This window comes from Enterococcus sp. LJL51 (assembly GCF_049894025.1).
GTDB lineage: Bacteria > Bacillota > Bacilli > Lactobacillales > Enterococcaceae > Enterococcus_L.
On record NZ_JBNEQE010000004.1, the window covers coordinates 115,720 to 132,234 of the forward strand.

Here is a 16,515-nt window from a genome sequence, read left to right on the forward strand (position 1 = left end):
TCTCTCACCCTTCACTTGTCAAGCAGTATTGTTCAGTAGTATAACTAAGAGACAACTATTGAAAAGTCAGGAGAAATAGCAATGAAATTAGCTACATTTAAAGAGCTGCGAAAGCATTTTGATACTGATGAAAAGAGATTCATTAAGGATGGCTACTATCGGCTCAGAGCAGCGGATGAAAGAGTATATGAGCTGGCTTATCTAGAAGCCGGTCCCTGCGGCGACACAACCGTACATCCACAGATTACATTGGAGATAACCAATGATGCGGTTGTCCCTCTTAAACTGCTGGATATGGCCGCCGCCCCTGTTGTTCGCTTTAGTAGAGAAGAAAGTCTTGAAGAATTGGAACAAGCGTTAGACTCGCTGGAAGCTCGCTTTCTTCAAGTGTTGTCTCATTAATGTTAATTTGATATAAGTTAAAGAGAAAAACACCCATCTGAAAATTAGATGGGTGTTTTTCTCTAATACCGCTTTATTGATAAGCGGATAATATTCTTTGATATTCTGCCTGTGCATCATTATCTTGAGAAACCTGAAAGACCTGATTAGGAACAATTGAATGCTGTCCATCAAAACTACCGTCATCCGCAGCTAACCCAAATCCGGAAGAAAAGGCTATCAGGCTTTGACCAACTCCCTTTAACTCATAGACAATCCCATTATCCGCTAATAGATATTTTGATATCTGACCATTAGAATCAGCGGCCTCACTGTATCCAGATGCCGTCGCACTCATATCCGGCACATGACTAATTCCGACTGCTCCATCTAAAGGAATGAAGAAGGCTACACCGCCCACTGCATGAATTTCATAAGCATTATAGCCTGGATTTCCCACTTCCTGTACTTGAATTTTACCGTCTACTGATTCTGCATACCAGTCACCCATTCCTGAAGCACCATGATCGAAATATCTATCGGTTACAGCCATACCGCCTTCTTTGGCCCGTTCCCCAGCCCAGTTCAGAAATTCTTCTGTGATTTTTTGTTTTGTATCTTCTGTCAGCTGAGTAACTTTATATTTTCCCACTACAGCTGTGCTTTCACTCGAATGCTCAGATGCACTTGGGTTTTCTGCACTACCTTCTGATGAAACAGTTTCTTCTGAAGTCGAAGAACTCACCGCAACACTGGATTTACTTGTTGCTTCTGTCGTTGATTCAGAAGACTTTGTATCCTTATTTTGTGTGCCACAAGCGCTCATAACTATTAGCAAACCACCGATTAATATAATGCTCCATTTCTTCTTCATTTCAGTCATCCTTTCTTCATACGCAACGAAATTGTAACACAAAAGAAATCAAATCGCAATAACAAAGAAATGTTTGTCACTCTACTCACTTCTATCTCTTCATTCTTAAACACGAATATTATCAAACCGAAATTTATTATCATTACTAATTTCCACGTAATATTTAAAAAAAATGTTTAAAACATTAAAATTAAACTGGAATTCCCTACCTACTACTCTTAATTTCTTATTGCTTCCCCATAAAACTTTGTGATACACTTATCAATAAAAAATGAATGAGGTGTATGAAAAGGGATGGGCGATTTTTTAAGTACTATTAATGATTATGTCTGGGGAATTCCTATGATCGTACTGATTATGGGTGTTGGGATTTTCCTGACAATAGGTTTAAAAGGGATTCAAATGAGAAAGCTGCCGCTGGCATTGAAATATATGTTCAGCAATGAAGAAGACGGCGAGGGAGATATTTCCAGTTTTGCTGCTCTCTGTACAGCACTGTCCGCAACCATTGGTACTGGGAATATCGTTGGTGTTGCTACTGCAATTGTAGCAGGTGGTCCTGGTGCCTTATTCTGGATGGAGATTGCGGCGTTATTAGGGATGGCTACTAAATATGCCGAAGGGCTGCTTGCTTTAAGATACAGAATATTTGATAAAAACGGCAGTGCTTTAGGCGGTCCATTTTATTACATAGAAAATGGCATGGGCTCAAAATGGCGTTGGTTAGGAAAGCTCTTTGCTCTGTTTGGCTTACTTGCCGGTTTGCTGGGGATTGGTACCTTTACCCAAATCAATGGAATAACTAGTGCAGCACAATCGTTCTTTGATCCGGCCAATCAAAACACCGTTAGCCTTTTTGGGCAAAACTACTCTTGGGCGGTTATTATTGCAGGTGCTATTGTTACACTTGCTACAGCAGTGGTTCTGATTGGCGGAGTAAAGCGGATTGCTCAAGTTGCAGAAGTCATCGTACCAGCAATGATTGTTGTCTATGTAGGTCTTTGTCTATTAATGGTTGTCCTGAATTTTTCAAAATTGCCGATGGCCTTCTCTCAGGTCATTGAAGGAGCCTTCGGTCTGCGGGCTGTGAGCGGCGGAGCTTTAGGTGCAATGATTGTTGCTCTTCAAAAAGGTGTAGCCCGCGGTATCTTTTCAAATGAATCCGGTTTGGGAAGTGCCCCTATTGCAGCGGCAGCGGCCAAAACGAATGAACCGGTTCGACAAGGACTAGTCTCTATGACTGGAACCTTTATTGATACAATTCTCGTTTGTACGATGACTGGTCTGGCAATCATTCTAACTGGAGCCTGGGAGACAGGATTAGACGGAGCAGCGGTGACGATTTATGCCTTTTCAGCTGCGCTGCCGTTCTCTGACGCTGTCTGTTCCTTTTTATTGATGATGTGTCTTTCCTTCTTTGCCTTTACCACAATCATTGGCTGGAACTACTACTCTGAACGCTGTCTGAGCTACTTAACAAACGGCAGTCAGACTGGGGCAAAGATTTTTAGAGTCGTTCATATTTTGGCAATTTTCGCTGGTCCATACATGACGATTTCTGCCGTTTGGACATTAGCTGATATTTTTAACGGATTGATGGCTTTTCCAAACCTAATCGCTCTAATTGTTTTAAGTCCTATCGTTTTCAGAGAAACACGGAGCTTTTTCACCCGTCTTCAAACGGATGGTTCTGTCCTTCCAGTAGAAGAAGCAATCGACGAAGTGGATATAGTTCTTCCAACAGAGCTGGGATTAGAAGAGTAAATAACAAGTTAAAAATGACTGGAGCATTCGTCAAGTAGACGATGTTCCAGTCATTTTATTTCATTGGCTAGGCTAGACGATCTGGCATCATCATCTGTAAGACCCCCCAAACGCCGTTTTGAATTATTAGTTCATCCCGATCTTCTGCCGGTAATACTGTTCGAATGGTATTTTCTTTTCCTTCCAGCACTTTCTTCGTCCAGTGAGGATCAATCAGCAGTGCTCTGCCGACAGCTGCTGCTTCTGCATTTTGAAGAAGCTCTTCTGCCTGTTCACCGGTTCTCACATCTCCAACACCAATCAGCGGCAAACGCCCATTGATTTTCTCATGAACATAATTCAAAATTGATTTTGCCTGAAAGTCTGCTGAAACAGATACTCTCTTATAATCATTTAATGAAAGATGCAGATAATCCAGCGGTTTTTCTGCTAATAAATCAACTAGATACATCGTGTCCTCCAGCTTAATGCCAGGTTCTTCATATTCTTCTGGAGAAAAGCGGTAGCCAACAATAAAGCCGCCGTCTGAAACCTCGTCGACAGCAGCGGTTACTGTGTCCACTAACAGATTGATAAAATGGGTACGTTTCTCAACTGACCCGCCCCACTCATCTGAGCGACGGTTTGAATGAGGAGAAAAGAACTGCTGAATCAAATAGGTATTTGCGCCATGAAGCTCTATTCCGTCAAAGCCTGCTTTTATCGCCCGTAATGCAGCTAGTTTAAAATCTTCAATTATTTGAAGAATCTCTGCATTTTCCAATGCCCTAGGTGTTTCTGCCCCTTCACGTTCAGCAGCAACAGCACTTGGCGCTACCGGCTGTTCTCCGCGAAGAATCTTAGAGTCGGTCATTCTGCCTCCGTGGAAAATCTGCAAAATTGCTTTCGTCCCATTCTGCTTAATAGCTGCAGATAATCTGCTTAGACTAGGAATCATTTCATCGGAAGCAACACTCAGTTCTCCTTCCCAGCCTTTTCCGCCATCCTGTACATTTGCTGCAGCAGTAATAACGGCACCTACTTCACCAGAACGCAAGCGGTAATAATTCAATTCATCCTGCGTCACTACGCCATCATAAAAACTCATTTTAGTGGTCATGGGCGCCATCACAATAGAATTCTTTAAAGTGACACCCCGCTTAAATGTAAGCTGTTTTGTTAAATTAGTCATTTACTTCTCCTTATTCTCTGGTTTATTTGATTGTCTGCAGAGCTTCTTTTATCGGCTGTTCTCCGCTATGCATCAAAATTACTTTTCCAATAGTCTGCACTTCAGTCACTATCTCTGCCAGAACTTCTGCGACATCTTCGATAGAATTTTCTCCTGCTTCAGAAACATCTACGGCTATTTTACCTGTACCCGGTATTTCTCTTAATGTTCCCGGCTGTAAAATTGTATAATCCAAAGCAGTGTTGTTAAGCAACCATGAATCTGAGTAATATTTAGCGATTGTATAATCTAAAATGCTGGCTATCCCTGGTTCTTTCCAGCGTTCAGGAGCTAAGGCAAACATCGAGCTAAGCTGAATATAGCGTTTGACTCCCTTGCTTTCAGCTGCCTTCATTAGTTTAACCGCTCCATCTAAATCTGTTTGAAGCAAGTCTTTCCCTCGAGAACCAGCAACAAAGATTACTGCCTCGGCATCTTTTAGATTTTCAGCTAAGTCCTCAACCGTTTCATGGAGATCTAAAAACACAGCTTGAATATTCTCTGTTTCTTTAATCTGTTCAGTCTTTCTGGCACCAGCGTAAACATAGTGACCTTTACTTTCAAGGACCGAAATCAGCTCTTGTCCGACTCTTCCTGTTGCCCCAGCTACAAATATCTTCATGAATCTATTCTCCTCTCGAATATGTATGCACATACATATAATAACGAATAATAATAACTTCTGCAAAGAAAACGGCCTATCTTTCAATTTGCAGAAGCTAATTGAGCTATTAGAGCAGCTAACGGCTTCTTCTTAATTTCTACAGCCAGCAGCTGATTGACTGTCTGCTCAGCCTTTCCAGCTTTTTCTTCTCCTAGCGGAGTGATACTGATATAGATGCCCCGTTTATCATCTGAACAGATGTGCCGGTTAATCACACCCTGCTCCTTCTCCTCCATTCGACTAACTAGCCGTGAAAGTGCACTTTGGCTCAGCCCCACCTTCTCTTGCAGATCCTGAAGACGCATTTTTTTAGACGGATGTGCAGCTAAAAAATGAAGAACATAGAATTCTTTCAAGGTTAGATTATTTCTATTTTTTAAGCTTGTTTCAAGTGCTCCATCAATAGCTGTCAGTACTTGAGAAAAAAGCAGCCAGTCAGCCAGCAGCTTATTTTCATGCTTTGTCAATGTTCTCTCTCCTTTCATCGTTCAGCTATCTATAAGCCTGCTACATAGATTACAGTTGTTTAAGTACCTCATTATAATCAGTTTTTTCGACTTTTTCAACATCCTGCCTTGTTTAGCTGTGAATAAATCATTAGAGCTGCTTGTTTTTTATTGTTTAAAAATCTCTGTGATTTCTTGCACTGCTTTCCAGTTATCTATACAATTAACTATAGTAATTGCATGACAGCTTCGCTGGATAAAAATGACTGTGTCACCTATATGAAGACATCCAGCAGTAGGATAGCTGAAAGCGGAGCTTATTGAGCCTGCTGCTGTGCATTTATTTGCTATATAACATTTATCTGGTATCTGTACAAATTCACCACTCTGTGTTAAACGCTGCCAGGCTCTCTACTTGAACCAACTGACTAAAAGCAGCTTTTTTAGCCGCTCTACAGAAACAGAATCCAGCACCATCCCCATGTTCTTTACGGGATTTTCTATAGATAAAAGGAGGAAAAATTAGTATGTTGAACACTACCCAGTCAAAAATTAGTCTGCTAATTGATGAAATGGAAAAGGTAATCTTAGGAAAACGAGAGGTTCTCCAATTGACCGTTGCCGCTTTTTTAGCTGGCGGACATGTTCTCTTTGAAGACATCCCCGGTGTTGGAAAGACCATGCTGGTCAAAACTTTGGCAAAAGCCATCCATGGTAAATTTAGTCGGATTCAATTCACACCAGACTTACTACCAAGTGATATTTTAGGTATCACTGTTTACAATACTGCGTCTCAAGCATTCGAATTTCATCCAGGACCAATTTTTACTACGGTTCTTTTAGCTGATGAAATTAATCGGACTACGCCAAGAACCCAGGCTGCGTTATTAGAAGCAATGTCCGAAAGGCATGTGACCATCGATAATCACACCTATACACTGGATGAACATTTCTTTGTTTTAGCTACGCAGAATCCAGTTGATTATGAAGGAACCTATCCTTTACCGGAGGCCCAGCTTGACCGGTTCCTATTCCGCCTTCACATTGGCTATCCTGAGTTTGCAGATGAATTAGAGCTTCTTTTGAACAGGCAGTCAGATCAGCTGGTTTCAATCCGGCAGGTCCTTAATGCAGCTGAAGTTACTCAATTGAAAGCATTAGTCGATGAGGTTTATGTAGACCCGCAGATTGCCCGTTATGCACTGCAGCTGGTTCAAGCAACCAGAGAACATGACAGTATTGCGTTAGGTATCAGCCCTAGAGGTTCTTTAGCATTTATCAAAGCTGCCCGGGCATTTGCTTTGACAGAGGGCAGAACCTTCGTTACGCCGGATGATCTTCAGCGAATCCTGCCGGCTGTTTTTGGTCATCGACTTCTGCTAAAAAACAATCACACAGCTAATGAGGCTCAGATTCAAGAAATTATGGAACAAATACTTAGACGTGTTCCGGTTCCCATTAGGAAACAGCTATGAACGTATACAAGCTAAAAAACAGTTTGCAGCTGCTGATTGTCTGTTTGATTTATGGGCTTCTATTTCTTTACGCAGCTGTTTTCAATAACTCAACTGGCTGGATAGTATTCTTTTTTATGACAGGTTTAGTAATCGCTGATTTTCTCAGTCTAACTTCTACACTTAAAAATATTCGAATGGAAGCAACTGGTGCCATGAATTTTACCGTTAATTATTCTGGAGAGCTGCAGTTGGAAATGTTTGGTTATCGCCCAATCCTGTTTCCTTTGGTATTACTGACTACTGGGTTGATTCCCCTAGAGAAAAATGAAAACTATTCGTTTCCATTTTATTCTGGCAAACCTAAAAAACTGCATTTTGTTTGGCAGCCTGAAAAAAGAGGTGTTTTTCAGAGCCTACCGCTTTTGCTAAGCAGTACAGATTTTCTGATGCTCTTTTCAAAGCAGAGAGAACTATCGGTAGAAGGACCTTTCTTTGTTCTTCCAAAACAACAGAAGGCAGCTGCCGAACAGCTGCTGCAGGAAATTTTGACGCTGCAGCCTCATTTCCGTTCTCCTTTTGGCGACCGGACCTTTGTTATACGCAGCCTACGTCCCCATCATTCCGGCGATCCGCTGGGAATGATTGACTGGAAACAATCCGGCAAACGAAACGAGCTAATAGTAAAAGAGTATGAGACACAGGCAGAGCAAGAGCCGCAGCTGCTTTTTTATGGCGCTCCTTCTCCTTTATTCGAAGAGTTGCTGTCTATCTACTATTCCTTTACAGGGTTATTAGATAAGCAATTAACTAGGACACAAATTCTCTTAGCAGATTATCCTGCTGAAACCTCTTCAGACAAGCTCTTTGCAGTTATCAAGCCGCTTCAAACTGAACAACCCCTGCCGCGGCTTACAAATAAAAAGCTGGTAATTTTTGCTCCTGAATATTCTGAAGAGTTAAATGCTCAGTTGGAAAAGCTCCAGCGAACAAATGAGCTGTTTCTGGTTACATTTAAAGAAGGGCGACTTTGCCTTCAATGGAAAAATGAGGACCGCTTTATTGATACAGAGGAGGTCAGACTATGAAGGAACGGCTAAAGCAAAACTGGTACTCTCCATTGTTAAGCTTTATCATTTTAGCCGCGGCCAGCTTTCCCTTTCTGGATGTTTATCAGCTGGGGCATAGAAGTTTTTTTCTAACGATACTTGCCGCAATCTGTCTTATTACTTTTTTATTCAGACAGTTTGTCATTACTGTTCCGCTGTATCTTTGCTGCTATTTTATCAGCCTGTATATCTATTTTCCTTTGGGACAATCACTCATCCCTGACTGGCCAACAGCTTTTTATCAGGAAATGCTAGTGTCTCACCAGCAAATTCTTGCCGGCGAGCTGAACTATATGCCAAAAACAATAGCTCTTGTCATCATCCTTTTCTTTTTGATTGCTCTTGCTGTACTGCTCATTCACTATGAGCGGATTTGGCTGTCCTGGCTTTTAATTATCGGCTATCATTTATTGTTAACTGTTGTTAATCAAATTCAGTTGGGGATTCCATTACTTATAATTACCTGTGCTTCAATCCTGTTCCATCAGTTGAAACAGCAGACAGTTGCTTTTTCACGTAATAAATTATTCTTATACAGTAGTATTTTACTTTTATTTATAAGCGGGAGTGCCTATTCCATGTATAAATTTTTCCCGCAAGCACAAAGCTTTCTATTCTATCAAACAGCTGCTGTTCGAAATTATGCAAATAGTAAAGGTCTCTACGAACAAATCAATCGGTACGGAACCTCCAGTGCTTCACGCAGTGGATTTGGTGAGGATGACCGGCAGTTAGGCGGTCCTTTAACAGATGATCCCACCATTCTTTTTACAGCTATTCAAAGTAAGCCGCATTACTGGCGTGTGGAAACTAAAAACTACTATACGGGTACTGGCTGGCAAACCTTTACTGAATCCATTGATACTGAAACAGACCCCTCAGCACTTTTAGTGACTGACCCTGAATATCAGGGAATGTTTGCTTCAGAGACGCCCATAACAATGAATATTGATTCTGGTATATCTTACCTGCCGCAGCCCTATGGGAGCTTTCAGCTCTTTTTATCTTCGGGTCAGACAATAGAACGGATTCCGGAAAAAAATCGGATTAATTTTACGTCTCCAGCTACAGAACTATCTTTCGTCTGGCAAGAACCCGCTTATCAGGAAAGCGATCTCCAGCAGGCGAACGAAGGAGTCGCAGACCTACAAAATACCATGCTGCCAACTGCGCTCCCGCGTGTTTATGAGCTAGCGCTTTCCCTTACTCAGAATGAAGAATCGATTTATGACAAGGTTAAGGCAATCGAACAGTATCTAAAAACAGAGGAAACCTTTCAATATTCTAAAACGGACACACCTTTTCTTCCAGAAGGACGGGATTATGTAGACTATTTTCTTTTTGACTCTAAAGTAGGGTACTGTGACAACTTTTCCTCCGCAATGATTGTCATGCTGCGTTCTTTGGGGATTCCCAGCCGCTGGGCTAAAGGCTTTGCCTCCGGCGAAATCACCAGAGAATATCAGGACGGCCGAAAAGAGTTTTCTATCCGCAACAGTCATGCCCATTCATGGCCGGAGGTCTATTTCAAGGGCTACGGCTGGATACCTTTTGAACCTACGCCCAGCTTCAGCAATCCAGAATCGGAAGAAAATACAGCAGCCTCTGAGTCCTCAGAGAGCCCGTCGTCAACCAGCAATTCTTCCTCAACTGAGACCGAAAATACCACGTCCAACAGCACACAACAGGCTGCTGAAGCAGAGAAGGACTCAGCCATTTCTTTTGATGAAATTTGGCGTTCCATTCGACCTTATGCTTTTGGTTTACTTGGACTCTTCCTAGTCATTGGTATTTTCTTGTTAAGAAAGAATTTCTTCCTGCTTCGCTTTAAACTTTATCGAAAAATGAGACCAGCCGATTTCATTGGTGCTTATCAGCATCTGTTAAAACAAGCAGAGAAAAAGCTGGTGCGTAAAGCTGAGGAACCTCTGGCTCCTTATGGACAGCGGCTGGAGCTGACTTATCCATCGCTAGGACACAGCTTCAGTGAGCTAACCGCACTCTATGAACAGACTCTTTACGGAAACAGCGTAGTCAATGCTGGACAATATGATGAGCTGTTGAAGAAAACAGCTCAAATACTGGCTTCGCTAACTTAACTATAGCTTTAAATCTATAAATAGAAGGGTGCCCATTATGTTAAAACAAAAATCAGCCGAAAAAAATGATTATCCCGCTTTAATAGCTCTTTGGGAACGTTCCGTCATTGCCACTCATCATTTTTTATCGGAAGCTGACAGAAATAAGTTGAAAAAGGAAATTCCTTCCTACTTCCCTTTCGTTAAACTTCTTCTATGGTTTAATGAAGAAGAGCTGGTTGGTTTTTCTGGAACTAACGACAACCATTTAGAAATGCTCTTTATTGATCCCAATCATTTTCGTCAAGGATATGGCGGGCAAATTCTACAATACCTAACAATGAAACAATCAGTTGATTCAGTAGACGTTAATAAAGACAATCCGCAGGCAACAGCCTTTTATTTAAAAAATGGCTTTTCCATAATCAGCGAGAGTCCTACTGACGGACAAAACAGAGCTTATCCGATTCTCCACCTGAGAAAGGCTCAATAAATAATGAAGAAAGGTTAGGCGCATATGATCCTGCCCTAACCTTTCTCTTTTATTTCTATAATAAAAATTACTTCTTTTCTTTTGCTGTATTAGCGATTGCCCAACTATGAGATTTACAAATTATTTTCCTTGCATTCACGCAGAACATACTCTTCAAAACTAGTTGGCTTTCTTCCTAATAACCAGGTTAGCACATGACTATTGCCGGCAATGCCGTATTCACTATACGTCTTTGCAAGCTGTTCAAATGTTTTTACGAAGTAGCTGTCATATTTTGCCGTTTCAAAATAGTTGATAATCTGCTGCACTGGAACCTGGTCACAAACTGCCTCTTTTCCAGTAATCCGGTTAAACACTTCTACCATATCTACCGGTGAAAGAAAATCATCCCCGACTAGCTCATAGGTCGCATTTTGATGGCCGGCTTCTGTTAATATCTTAGCTGCTACCGCTCCCACATCAGCAGCATCTACATAGCTAAGCTTCGTTGTTTTTGTGTAAAAACACTGATAAGCATCTGTCTCCCAGACTACGGGAACCAGAAAATTGTGCATATAATGCATAGGCTGAAGGATTGTATAATTCAATCCAGCGGATAATCCCTTATATACCAAATATTCTTCTGCTTTCAACTTCTGAGTATGCTGAGGAAGAGTAGACATAAGCGGGTGTGTAACGGTCATCATCACAAACTGACTAATTTCTGCCCGAACAGCCTCGTCAATAAAATGCATGGCGATTTCCGCTTCATCATAGACAAACATCGGCGGAATATAAAGCACTTGCTCGCAGCCTGCCAGAGCTTTAACAATATCTTCGGCTGAACGTGCATCTCCGACCATCGTTTCAGAAACACCAAGCGCTTTTAATTCTTCTACTTTGGGATTAATATCAAATGCCTTGATTGAAAGTCCTCTATTGACTAATTCAGTGATTATTCTTTTGCCGACATTTCCGGCTGCACCAGTTACAAGTATCATTGCTCTTCCTCCTGTTTTCTTCATATTAATTGACCACTATCCATTTACAAAACAAGCGTTTTGTTATAACAATTTTACCTCAAAAAATAATATCAATACAGTAATAGCTACAGAATGTACTATAAAAAGAGAGAAATTTAATTATTCTCACACGATTTATCCCTCAGCTGAAAATACGTAAAGAGCTATCCGCTCATAGTAACTGGAAAAAGCCTGTCAGATAGACAGAACGCCCTTCTAAAACAAGTATGGGCGTTTATTTTGTGTCGATTTTTTATCTATGTTACGCTTTTTATAGAAAGACAAGGAGGAGAAACTATGGTACGAAATGAATTACCGAACGTTGAAACTCGTCTCTATATCAATGGACAATGGCTAGATGGCTCTGAAGAAGCAAAGTCCGTAATCAATCCTGCTACTGGTGAAACGTTGACAGCTGTTCAGCAAGGCGGCCGAAATGAAACTTTACGTGCAGTCGAAGCTGCTGCCTCTGCTTTTTCTAAATGGTCTAAAACATCGCCAGCTGAACGGGCTGACTTGATGAATAAAGCGGCAGATTTGATTTCTGACGATCAAGAACGTCTGGCAACCATCATGACGATGGAGCAGGGGAAGCCACTACAGCAAGCCACAGCAGAAATTCAAACCAATATTGAAAATCTACGTTGGAACGCCAGCGAAGCTCAACGAATCTACGGGGATATTATTCCTTCTCCCGACGATAAGCAATGGCTTGCTGAAAAGCAGCCGATAGGTGTTGTTGCAGCTATTACGCCTTGGAACTTTCCATCTAATATGATTATCCGCAAAATCGCCCCGGCAATCGCAGCAGGCTGTACAGTAATTTTGAAGCCTTCTTCTGAAACACCACTTTCAGCGCTAGCATTGATGGAGCTTTTCGATAAAGCAGGCTTTCCTGATGGTGTGGTCAATGTTGTTCTGGGAAAATCCAAAATAGTTGGAGAAATTCTTGCTACGTCCGAAGAGATTCAAAAACTAACCTTTACTGGTTCGACTGAGGTAGGAAAGTTATTAAATGAGCAAGCTGCTTCTACACTGAAAAAGGTTTCTATGGAGTTAGGAGGACATGCCCCCTTCATCATTTTTCCTGATGCTGATTTAGACTTGGCAGCGGACAGTCTGATTGCTGCAAAATTTAGAAACAACGGGCAGGTCTGCACCTCGCCAAATCGGATTTTTATTCACGAAGAGATTAAATCTGAAGCAACAAAACTTATTCTTGAAAAAATAAAAGAAGTGACTGTTGGAAATGGATTGGATAACCCCACAACAGGTCCATTAATTAATCAGGGTGGCTTGGATAAAGTCAAAAAGCAGCTGCAGGACGCAGCTGACAAAGGTGCTGACATTCTCTATGGGGGGAGTCAGTTAACAAGTGGTGCCTATGCAGACGGCTTCTTTTTTGAACCTACCATAGTGGATGGAGTTACTACAGACATGGACATCTATTATAAAGAAACCTTTGGTCCGGTCATTCCGCTGATTACTTTTTCCGATGAGGAAGAAGTGATTAAAGCTGCCAATGATACACCTTTTGGTTTAGCTTCTTACTTCTTTGCCGATAACATCCATACCATCACAAATGTCAGTCGAAAACTAGCCTATGGCATGGTTGGCGTGAATGATGTGGACATCTCTAATTCAGCTACCCCCTTCGGCGGTGTGAAGCATTCCGGCTTTGGTAGAGAAAACGGTGCTTACGGTATTGAAGAATATGTTGTTATAAAATTCATTACAATCAAAGCATAATAATGGAGCGCAACAAAACGAACGATTCATTTTGTTGCGCTCTTTAATTTAAAAAAAACTTTTTGGTTCAGCTTACTTCAGATTAGTCATCCTACATTCTGATAGTGAAAAACCACTAGTTCATCATTCGTTTCAAGTAAAGATTGCCGGCTGCCACCTTTACTACTTATTCCACTAATCGCTCTAGTCCCACTCGTTTCTTCCTACAGCTCTGTTTCAAAGGTATATAACCGTTCAATATCAAACGCTAATTTTTGAAACTGAACAAATCGACCTTCGCGGATAAATTCTTTGCCGTCAATAAAAAGCAGCAGCGTTGGTGCTGAAAAAATCTGATATTCAGCAGATACAGCTTTCACCTCTTCACCATCTACTTCCCCCAATTGGATGTCTGGGTATTGTGCCAGCAGCTGTTTCAATTTGGGTAGGACAGAATGACAGACAGAACAATTTTGCTGAGAAACATAAAGGAATGCCCATTTATTCTCTGCAACAAATGAACGAATTTCTTCTATACTATGTAAATTAGCCATATCCATCACTCCTTCAAAGAAATCTTTGACCAATTTTAACCAAATATAGCATAATAGGGTAGGAAAAGACTAGTAAATTGCTTACATCTTTTTCTTGTATTTGATAGTAATTTTTCTCTGAAAAAAGAAAAAGGGAATAATAAAATAATCCCCTTTTCTAACATTAATTATTCAATATAAAACGGTGCATCCGATTCTAGGTTTGTATGAGAGAACTCTGGTTCCCATTCGGTAAAATCAAAGTTTAAATAATGATCTGCTGGTGAGAATACTCTTTGTGATTTATCCAAATGATAGAAGGTCTCCTGTTTATAAATATGGTAACCATATGCAGAACCATTTTCTACATAGTGATTTAATGTCATTACAACAGGCTTATTCTCCGGATGTTCTTGCCCAGAGCTTTGAATAGAAAGATTTAAATCCGCTTTATAGTAATAATTAATGGTCATTCCTCTATTATCCTCAGTAATTTGGAAGGGTTCATCTGTTTCTAAATTAGTATGTGAATATTCTGGTTCCCATTCATTAAAATCAAAATTCAAATAATGCTCCTCTGGATAAAAAGTTCTGCCTTCTTTCAAATTAAAAAAATACTCCTGTTTATATATATAGTACTCTCCCGTATAGCCATCTACATAATGATTAATAGTCATCGTAATTGGTGCTGTCGGCTCTTCCGGATTTCTATTGTTCATATGTCTTAAATTTAAATCAGCGCTATAGAAATAATTGATACTTCTTGTAGAAGCCACCTCATCCTCTGCTTCTGAAATCTGAGATTGGTGATTGATTCCTAATGCAAGCACACCAGTAATTAAACCGGTAACTAAAAATCCCAATTTTAAACTTTTTTTCATTTTTACATCTCCTTTTTTTATAATTACAATAAAATTTTAACATAAATAAAAATCTTATCAATATTTTTTACAATCAAAATTATTAATATTTCAATTCAATTGTGAGCAATATATATTTTTTACTACTACAAGCTTCCTATTTTCAATCGACATTAAACGATTCTCTATTTCTTTACATTTACACAAAATATAACCTTATCAATCTCTGGTATTTATAAACAGCGTCCCTTGTCTTTCCAGCCATTCTATAGTAGAATAATTTTTATTTTCCAGTCATTGCGTTATACTAGACGATATATCTAAGCAATCTAACAGCCGCTTTGCAGGCTGCATTATAAACTAATTCTTATTAAGGGGGGTGATGCTATGATATACGCTACTATATCTTCTTTAACAGCCCAGGATTTTACTCACTAACAAAATACTTTGTTGGAATAATCATTGCCTTTCATCAAGGTATTTTGACCATAGAAATTATTTGAAAGGAACAAACAAATGAACCCAACAATTCAACCATATGAATATAATTACGTGAAAAATCAGGCAGAAACGCTGATAAATACCTATACCTCAGTCAATGATTCTGGGACAGTGAAAACGATTCAGGCATTGGCAATTGGAAAAATCAATGAGCTTTTTCCAGAAGGACAGCCTGAGGTAGATGCTTTTATGGAAAAAATGATGAATATCCGAATAACCCGCAGTCGAATGGAGCGCTATCTTGCTACGCTTAAAGAGCAGGTTATTCCTTTTGATCCGCCTTCTAATCCTCAGCTGACTAAATTGTTTCGAAAAACAAAAAAACTAAAAATTCCAGAATGGTCTGAGCTGGATTTAAGAGATCACACCTATGTAGGCTGGAACGATCCTGGAACACAAAGAAAGTTTATTATCACTCATCAAGGGGATAAGCTAGTTGGTGTTTCCGGCGTCCTTTCTCCTGAAATCATTAAGGGTGCCTGTGCAATTTGTAAAACGATTTCTAATGTCTCACTGTTTTTGGCAACAACCAAAACAGCCAGCGATGGTACGTATACAAAGAAGGGCAACTATATCTGTCACGATAGTGATCAATGCAACCATCAACTGCTGGAAACAGAAGAACTTTCTGCCTTTATTAAAAATGTTCAGGCAGCAAAATAACTAAATCTGTGCATACATTTGCTATTTTCAGCTTTTTAGGCGCATTGTATTCGTCTTAAGGAAAGATACCATAAGCAACGTTTTCCTTCCACAAGCATATAAAAAAACCGGAACGGCCTCAAATACCGTTCCGGTTTTCATTTTTTATTTTGCACGTTTCAGGTAAGTACCTTCTTGTGTATTGATTTCCAGCTTTTCACCTGCTTCAACAAAGTCAGGAACATTCACTACTAAGCCAGTTTCCATTGTTGCTGGTTTACCAGAGCCTGTAACTGTAGCCCCTTTGATTGAAGGCTGTGTTTCAGCTACAGTCAAAATAACTGTAGTCGGCAAAGTAATACCTATTACTTCTGAACCGTAGAACTGAATCTTAACTTCCATATTTTCTAAAAGATATTTTAGCTCTTCATCAATTGCTTCAGTTGGAATTTCATATTGCTCATATGTTTCCATATCCATGAAAATTGCTGTATCGTCCTGGCTGTATAAGTATTGCGCAGGTTTTGTATCGATATGAGCCTTTTTCACCTTATCATCTGGACGCATCGTTGTTTCAGTGGTAGAACCTGAACGCACATCCTTCAGCTTCATACGCATAACTGTATTTCCTTTACCAGGCTTGTGGTGGCTTGCCTCTAATACTTTGATTAATTTACCATCTTGTTCAAATGTCATTCCTGATTTAAGATCACTGATTGCAATCATGGGATGATCCTCCTCTTTTCTAAAAAAATAATCTCCAAATCATTGTAGCAA

General features: G+C 40.2%; 16 protein-coding genes. 8 read left to right on the top strand and 8 right to left on the bottom strand.

Going from position 1 to position 16,515, the window contains the following annotated elements:
• Positions 1-81 precede the first annotated feature (81 nt).
• On the top strand, positions 82-402 hold the full coding sequence (locus tag ACPWSO_RS05845; RefSeq protein ID WP_426081921.1) for a hypothetical protein: 321 nt from the start codon (positions 82-84) through the stop codon (positions 400-402).
• 73 nt (positions 403-475) lie between these two features.
• Here ACPWSO_RS05845 and ACPWSO_RS05850 read toward each other — a convergent pair whose 3' ends face one another.
• Positions 476-1,255 (bottom strand): hypothetical protein, encoded by a 780-nt coding sequence (locus tag ACPWSO_RS05850; protein ID WP_426081922.1) that lies wholly within the window; start codon positions 1,253-1,255, stop codon positions 476-478.
• 294 nt (positions 1,256-1,549) lie between these two features.
• On the opposite strand from ACPWSO_RS05850, the gene ACPWSO_RS05855 reads away from it, so the two are divergent.
• Complete coding sequence (locus ACPWSO_RS05855) at positions 1,550-3,019, top strand: alanine/glycine:cation symporter family protein (protein WP_426081924.1); 1,470 nt, start codon at positions 1,550-1,552, stop codon at positions 3,017-3,019.
• Between the two features lie 67 nt (positions 3,020-3,086).
• On the opposite strand, the gene ACPWSO_RS05860 is transcribed toward ACPWSO_RS05855, so the two are convergent.
• The 3 genes from ACPWSO_RS05860 to ACPWSO_RS05870 form a co-directional block, all read right to left on the bottom strand.
• Positions 3,087-4,190 (bottom strand): NADH-dependent flavin oxidoreductase, encoded by a 1,104-nt coding sequence (locus ACPWSO_RS05860; protein ID WP_426081925.1) that lies wholly within the window; start codon positions 4,188-4,190, stop codon positions 3,087-3,089.
• 22 nt (positions 4,191-4,212) lie between these two features.
• Positions 4,213-4,851, bottom strand: coding sequence for an SDR family oxidoreductase (locus ACPWSO_RS05865; protein WP_426081926.1), 639 nt, complete (start codon positions 4,849-4,851; stop codon positions 4,213-4,215).
• Positions 4,852-4,934: 83 nt separating this feature from the next.
• A complete protein-coding gene (locus ACPWSO_RS05870; protein ID WP_426081927.1) occupies positions 4,935-5,360 on the bottom strand; it encodes a MarR family winged helix-turn-helix transcriptional regulator in 426 nt (141 codons plus the stop codon).
• Between the two features lie 506 nt (positions 5,361-5,866).
• On the opposite strand from ACPWSO_RS05870, the gene ACPWSO_RS05875 reads away from it, so the two are divergent.
• From ACPWSO_RS05875 to ACPWSO_RS05890, 4 genes are read left to right on the top strand one after another with little or no spacing between them, the layout of a single operon-like run.
• Positions 5,867-6,814, top strand: a complete 948-nt coding sequence (locus ACPWSO_RS05875; RefSeq protein WP_426081928.1) for an AAA family ATPase — start codon at positions 5,867-5,869, stop codon at positions 6,812-6,814.
• Positions 6,811-7,881 (top strand): DUF58 domain-containing protein, encoded by a 1,071-nt coding sequence (locus ACPWSO_RS05880; RefSeq protein WP_426081929.1) that lies wholly within the window; start codon positions 6,811-6,813, stop codon positions 7,879-7,881. Before ACPWSO_RS05875 ends, ACPWSO_RS05880 begins: the two co-directional genes overlap by 4 nt.
• Positions 7,878-10,001: a DUF4129 domain-containing transglutaminase family protein gene (locus ACPWSO_RS05885; protein WP_426081931.1), complete on the top strand. Its 2,124-nt coding sequence runs from the start codon at positions 7,878-7,880 to the stop codon at positions 9,999-10,001. The genes ACPWSO_RS05880 and ACPWSO_RS05885 overlap by 4 nt, the downstream gene beginning before the upstream one ends.
• Positions 10,002-10,038: 37 nt before the next feature.
• A complete protein-coding gene (locus ACPWSO_RS05890; protein ID WP_426081932.1) occupies positions 10,039-10,473 on the top strand; it encodes a GNAT family N-acetyltransferase in 435 nt (144 codons plus the stop codon).
• Between the two features lie 113 nt (positions 10,474-10,586).
• Here the strand turns inward: ACPWSO_RS05890 and ACPWSO_RS05895 are convergent, their stop codons facing one another.
• Entirely contained in the window at positions 10,587-11,453 is an 867-nt protein-coding gene (locus ACPWSO_RS05895) for an NmrA family NAD(P)-binding protein (RefSeq protein ID WP_426081933.1), read from the bottom strand.
• Positions 11,454-11,771: 318 nt separating this feature from the next.
• On the opposite strand from ACPWSO_RS05895, the gene ACPWSO_RS05900 reads away from it, so the two are divergent.
• Positions 11,772-13,223 carry an NAD-dependent succinate-semialdehyde dehydrogenase gene (locus tag ACPWSO_RS05900; protein WP_426081934.1) on the top strand — a complete coding sequence of 484 codons (1,452 nt, stop codon included), beginning with the start codon at positions 11,772-11,774 and terminating at the stop codon, positions 13,221-13,223.
• Between the two features lie 203 nt (positions 13,224-13,426).
• Here the strand turns inward: ACPWSO_RS05900 and ACPWSO_RS05905 are convergent, their stop codons facing one another.
• Together ACPWSO_RS05905 and ACPWSO_RS05910 are read right to left on the bottom strand one after the other, a co-directional pair.
• Positions 13,427-13,756 carry a thioredoxin family protein gene (locus ACPWSO_RS05905; protein ID WP_426081935.1) on the bottom strand — a complete coding sequence of 110 codons (330 nt, stop codon included), beginning with the start codon at positions 13,754-13,756 and terminating at the stop codon, positions 13,427-13,429.
• 167 nt (positions 13,757-13,923) lie between these two features.
• Entirely contained in the window at positions 13,924-14,616 is a 693-nt protein-coding gene (locus ACPWSO_RS05910; protein ID WP_426081936.1) for a hypothetical protein, read from the bottom strand.
• 495 nt (positions 14,617-15,111) lie between these two features.
• On the opposite strand from ACPWSO_RS05910, the gene ACPWSO_RS05915 reads away from it, so the two are divergent.
• Positions 15,112-15,759 carry a FusB/FusC family EF-G-binding protein gene (locus tag ACPWSO_RS05915; RefSeq protein WP_426081938.1) on the top strand — a complete coding sequence of 216 codons (648 nt, stop codon included), beginning with the start codon at positions 15,112-15,114 and terminating at the stop codon, positions 15,757-15,759.
• A gap of 144 nt (positions 15,760-15,903) precedes the next feature.
• Here ACPWSO_RS05915 and efp read toward each other — a convergent pair whose 3' ends face one another.
• Positions 15,904-16,464, bottom strand: a complete 561-nt coding sequence (gene efp / locus ACPWSO_RS05920; protein ID WP_426081939.1) for an elongation factor P — start codon at positions 16,462-16,464, stop codon at positions 15,904-15,906.
• Positions 16,465-16,515: the final 51 nt, after the last annotated feature.

Coding starts and splice junctions, on each gene's coding strand:
- ACPWSO_RS05845 (WP_426081921.1), top strand. CDS start 82: ATGAAATTAGCTACATTTAAAGAGCTGCGAAAGCATTTTGATACTGAT.
- ACPWSO_RS05850 (WP_426081922.1), bottom strand. CDS start 1,255: ATGAAGAAGAAATGGAGCATTATATTAATCGGTGGTTTGCTAATAGTT.
- ACPWSO_RS05855 (WP_426081924.1), top strand. CDS start 1,550: ATGGGCGATTTTTTAAGTACTATTAATGATTATGTCTGGGGAATTCCT.
- ACPWSO_RS05860 (WP_426081925.1), bottom strand. CDS start 4,190: ATGACTAATTTAACAAAACAGCTTACATTTAAGCGGGGTGTCACTTTA.
- ACPWSO_RS05865 (WP_426081926.1), bottom strand. CDS start 4,851: ATGAAGATATTTGTAGCTGGGGCAACAGGAAGAGTCGGACAAGAGCTG.
- ACPWSO_RS05875 (WP_426081928.1), top strand. CDS start 5,867: ATGTTGAACACTACCCAGTCAAAAATTAGTCTGCTAATTGATGAAATG.
- ACPWSO_RS05880 (WP_426081929.1), top strand. CDS start 6,811: ATGAACGTATACAAGCTAAAAAACAGTTTGCAGCTGCTGATTGTCTGT.
- ACPWSO_RS05885 (WP_426081931.1), top strand. CDS start 7,878: ATGAAGGAACGGCTAAAGCAAAACTGGTACTCTCCATTGTTAAGCTTT.
- ACPWSO_RS05890 (WP_426081932.1), top strand. CDS start 10,039: ATGTTAAAACAAAAATCAGCCGAAAAAAATGATTATCCCGCTTTAATA.
- ACPWSO_RS05895 (WP_426081933.1), bottom strand. CDS start 11,453: ATGATACTTGTAACTGGTGCAGCCGGAAATGTCGGCAAAAGAATAATC.
- ACPWSO_RS05900 (WP_426081934.1), top strand. CDS start 11,772: ATGGTACGAAATGAATTACCGAACGTTGAAACTCGTCTCTATATCAAT.
- ACPWSO_RS05905 (WP_426081935.1), bottom strand. CDS start 13,756: ATGGCTAATTTACATAGTATAGAAGAAATTCGTTCATTTGTTGCAGAG.
- ACPWSO_RS05910 (WP_426081936.1), bottom strand. CDS start 14,616: ATGAAAAAAAGTTTAAAATTGGGATTTTTAGTTACCGGTTTAATTACT.
- ACPWSO_RS05915 (WP_426081938.1), top strand. CDS start 15,112: ATGAACCCAACAATTCAACCATATGAATATAATTACGTGAAAAATCAG.
- efp (WP_426081939.1), bottom strand. CDS start 16,464: ATGATTGCAATCAGTGATCTTAAATCAGGAATGACATTTGAACAAGAT.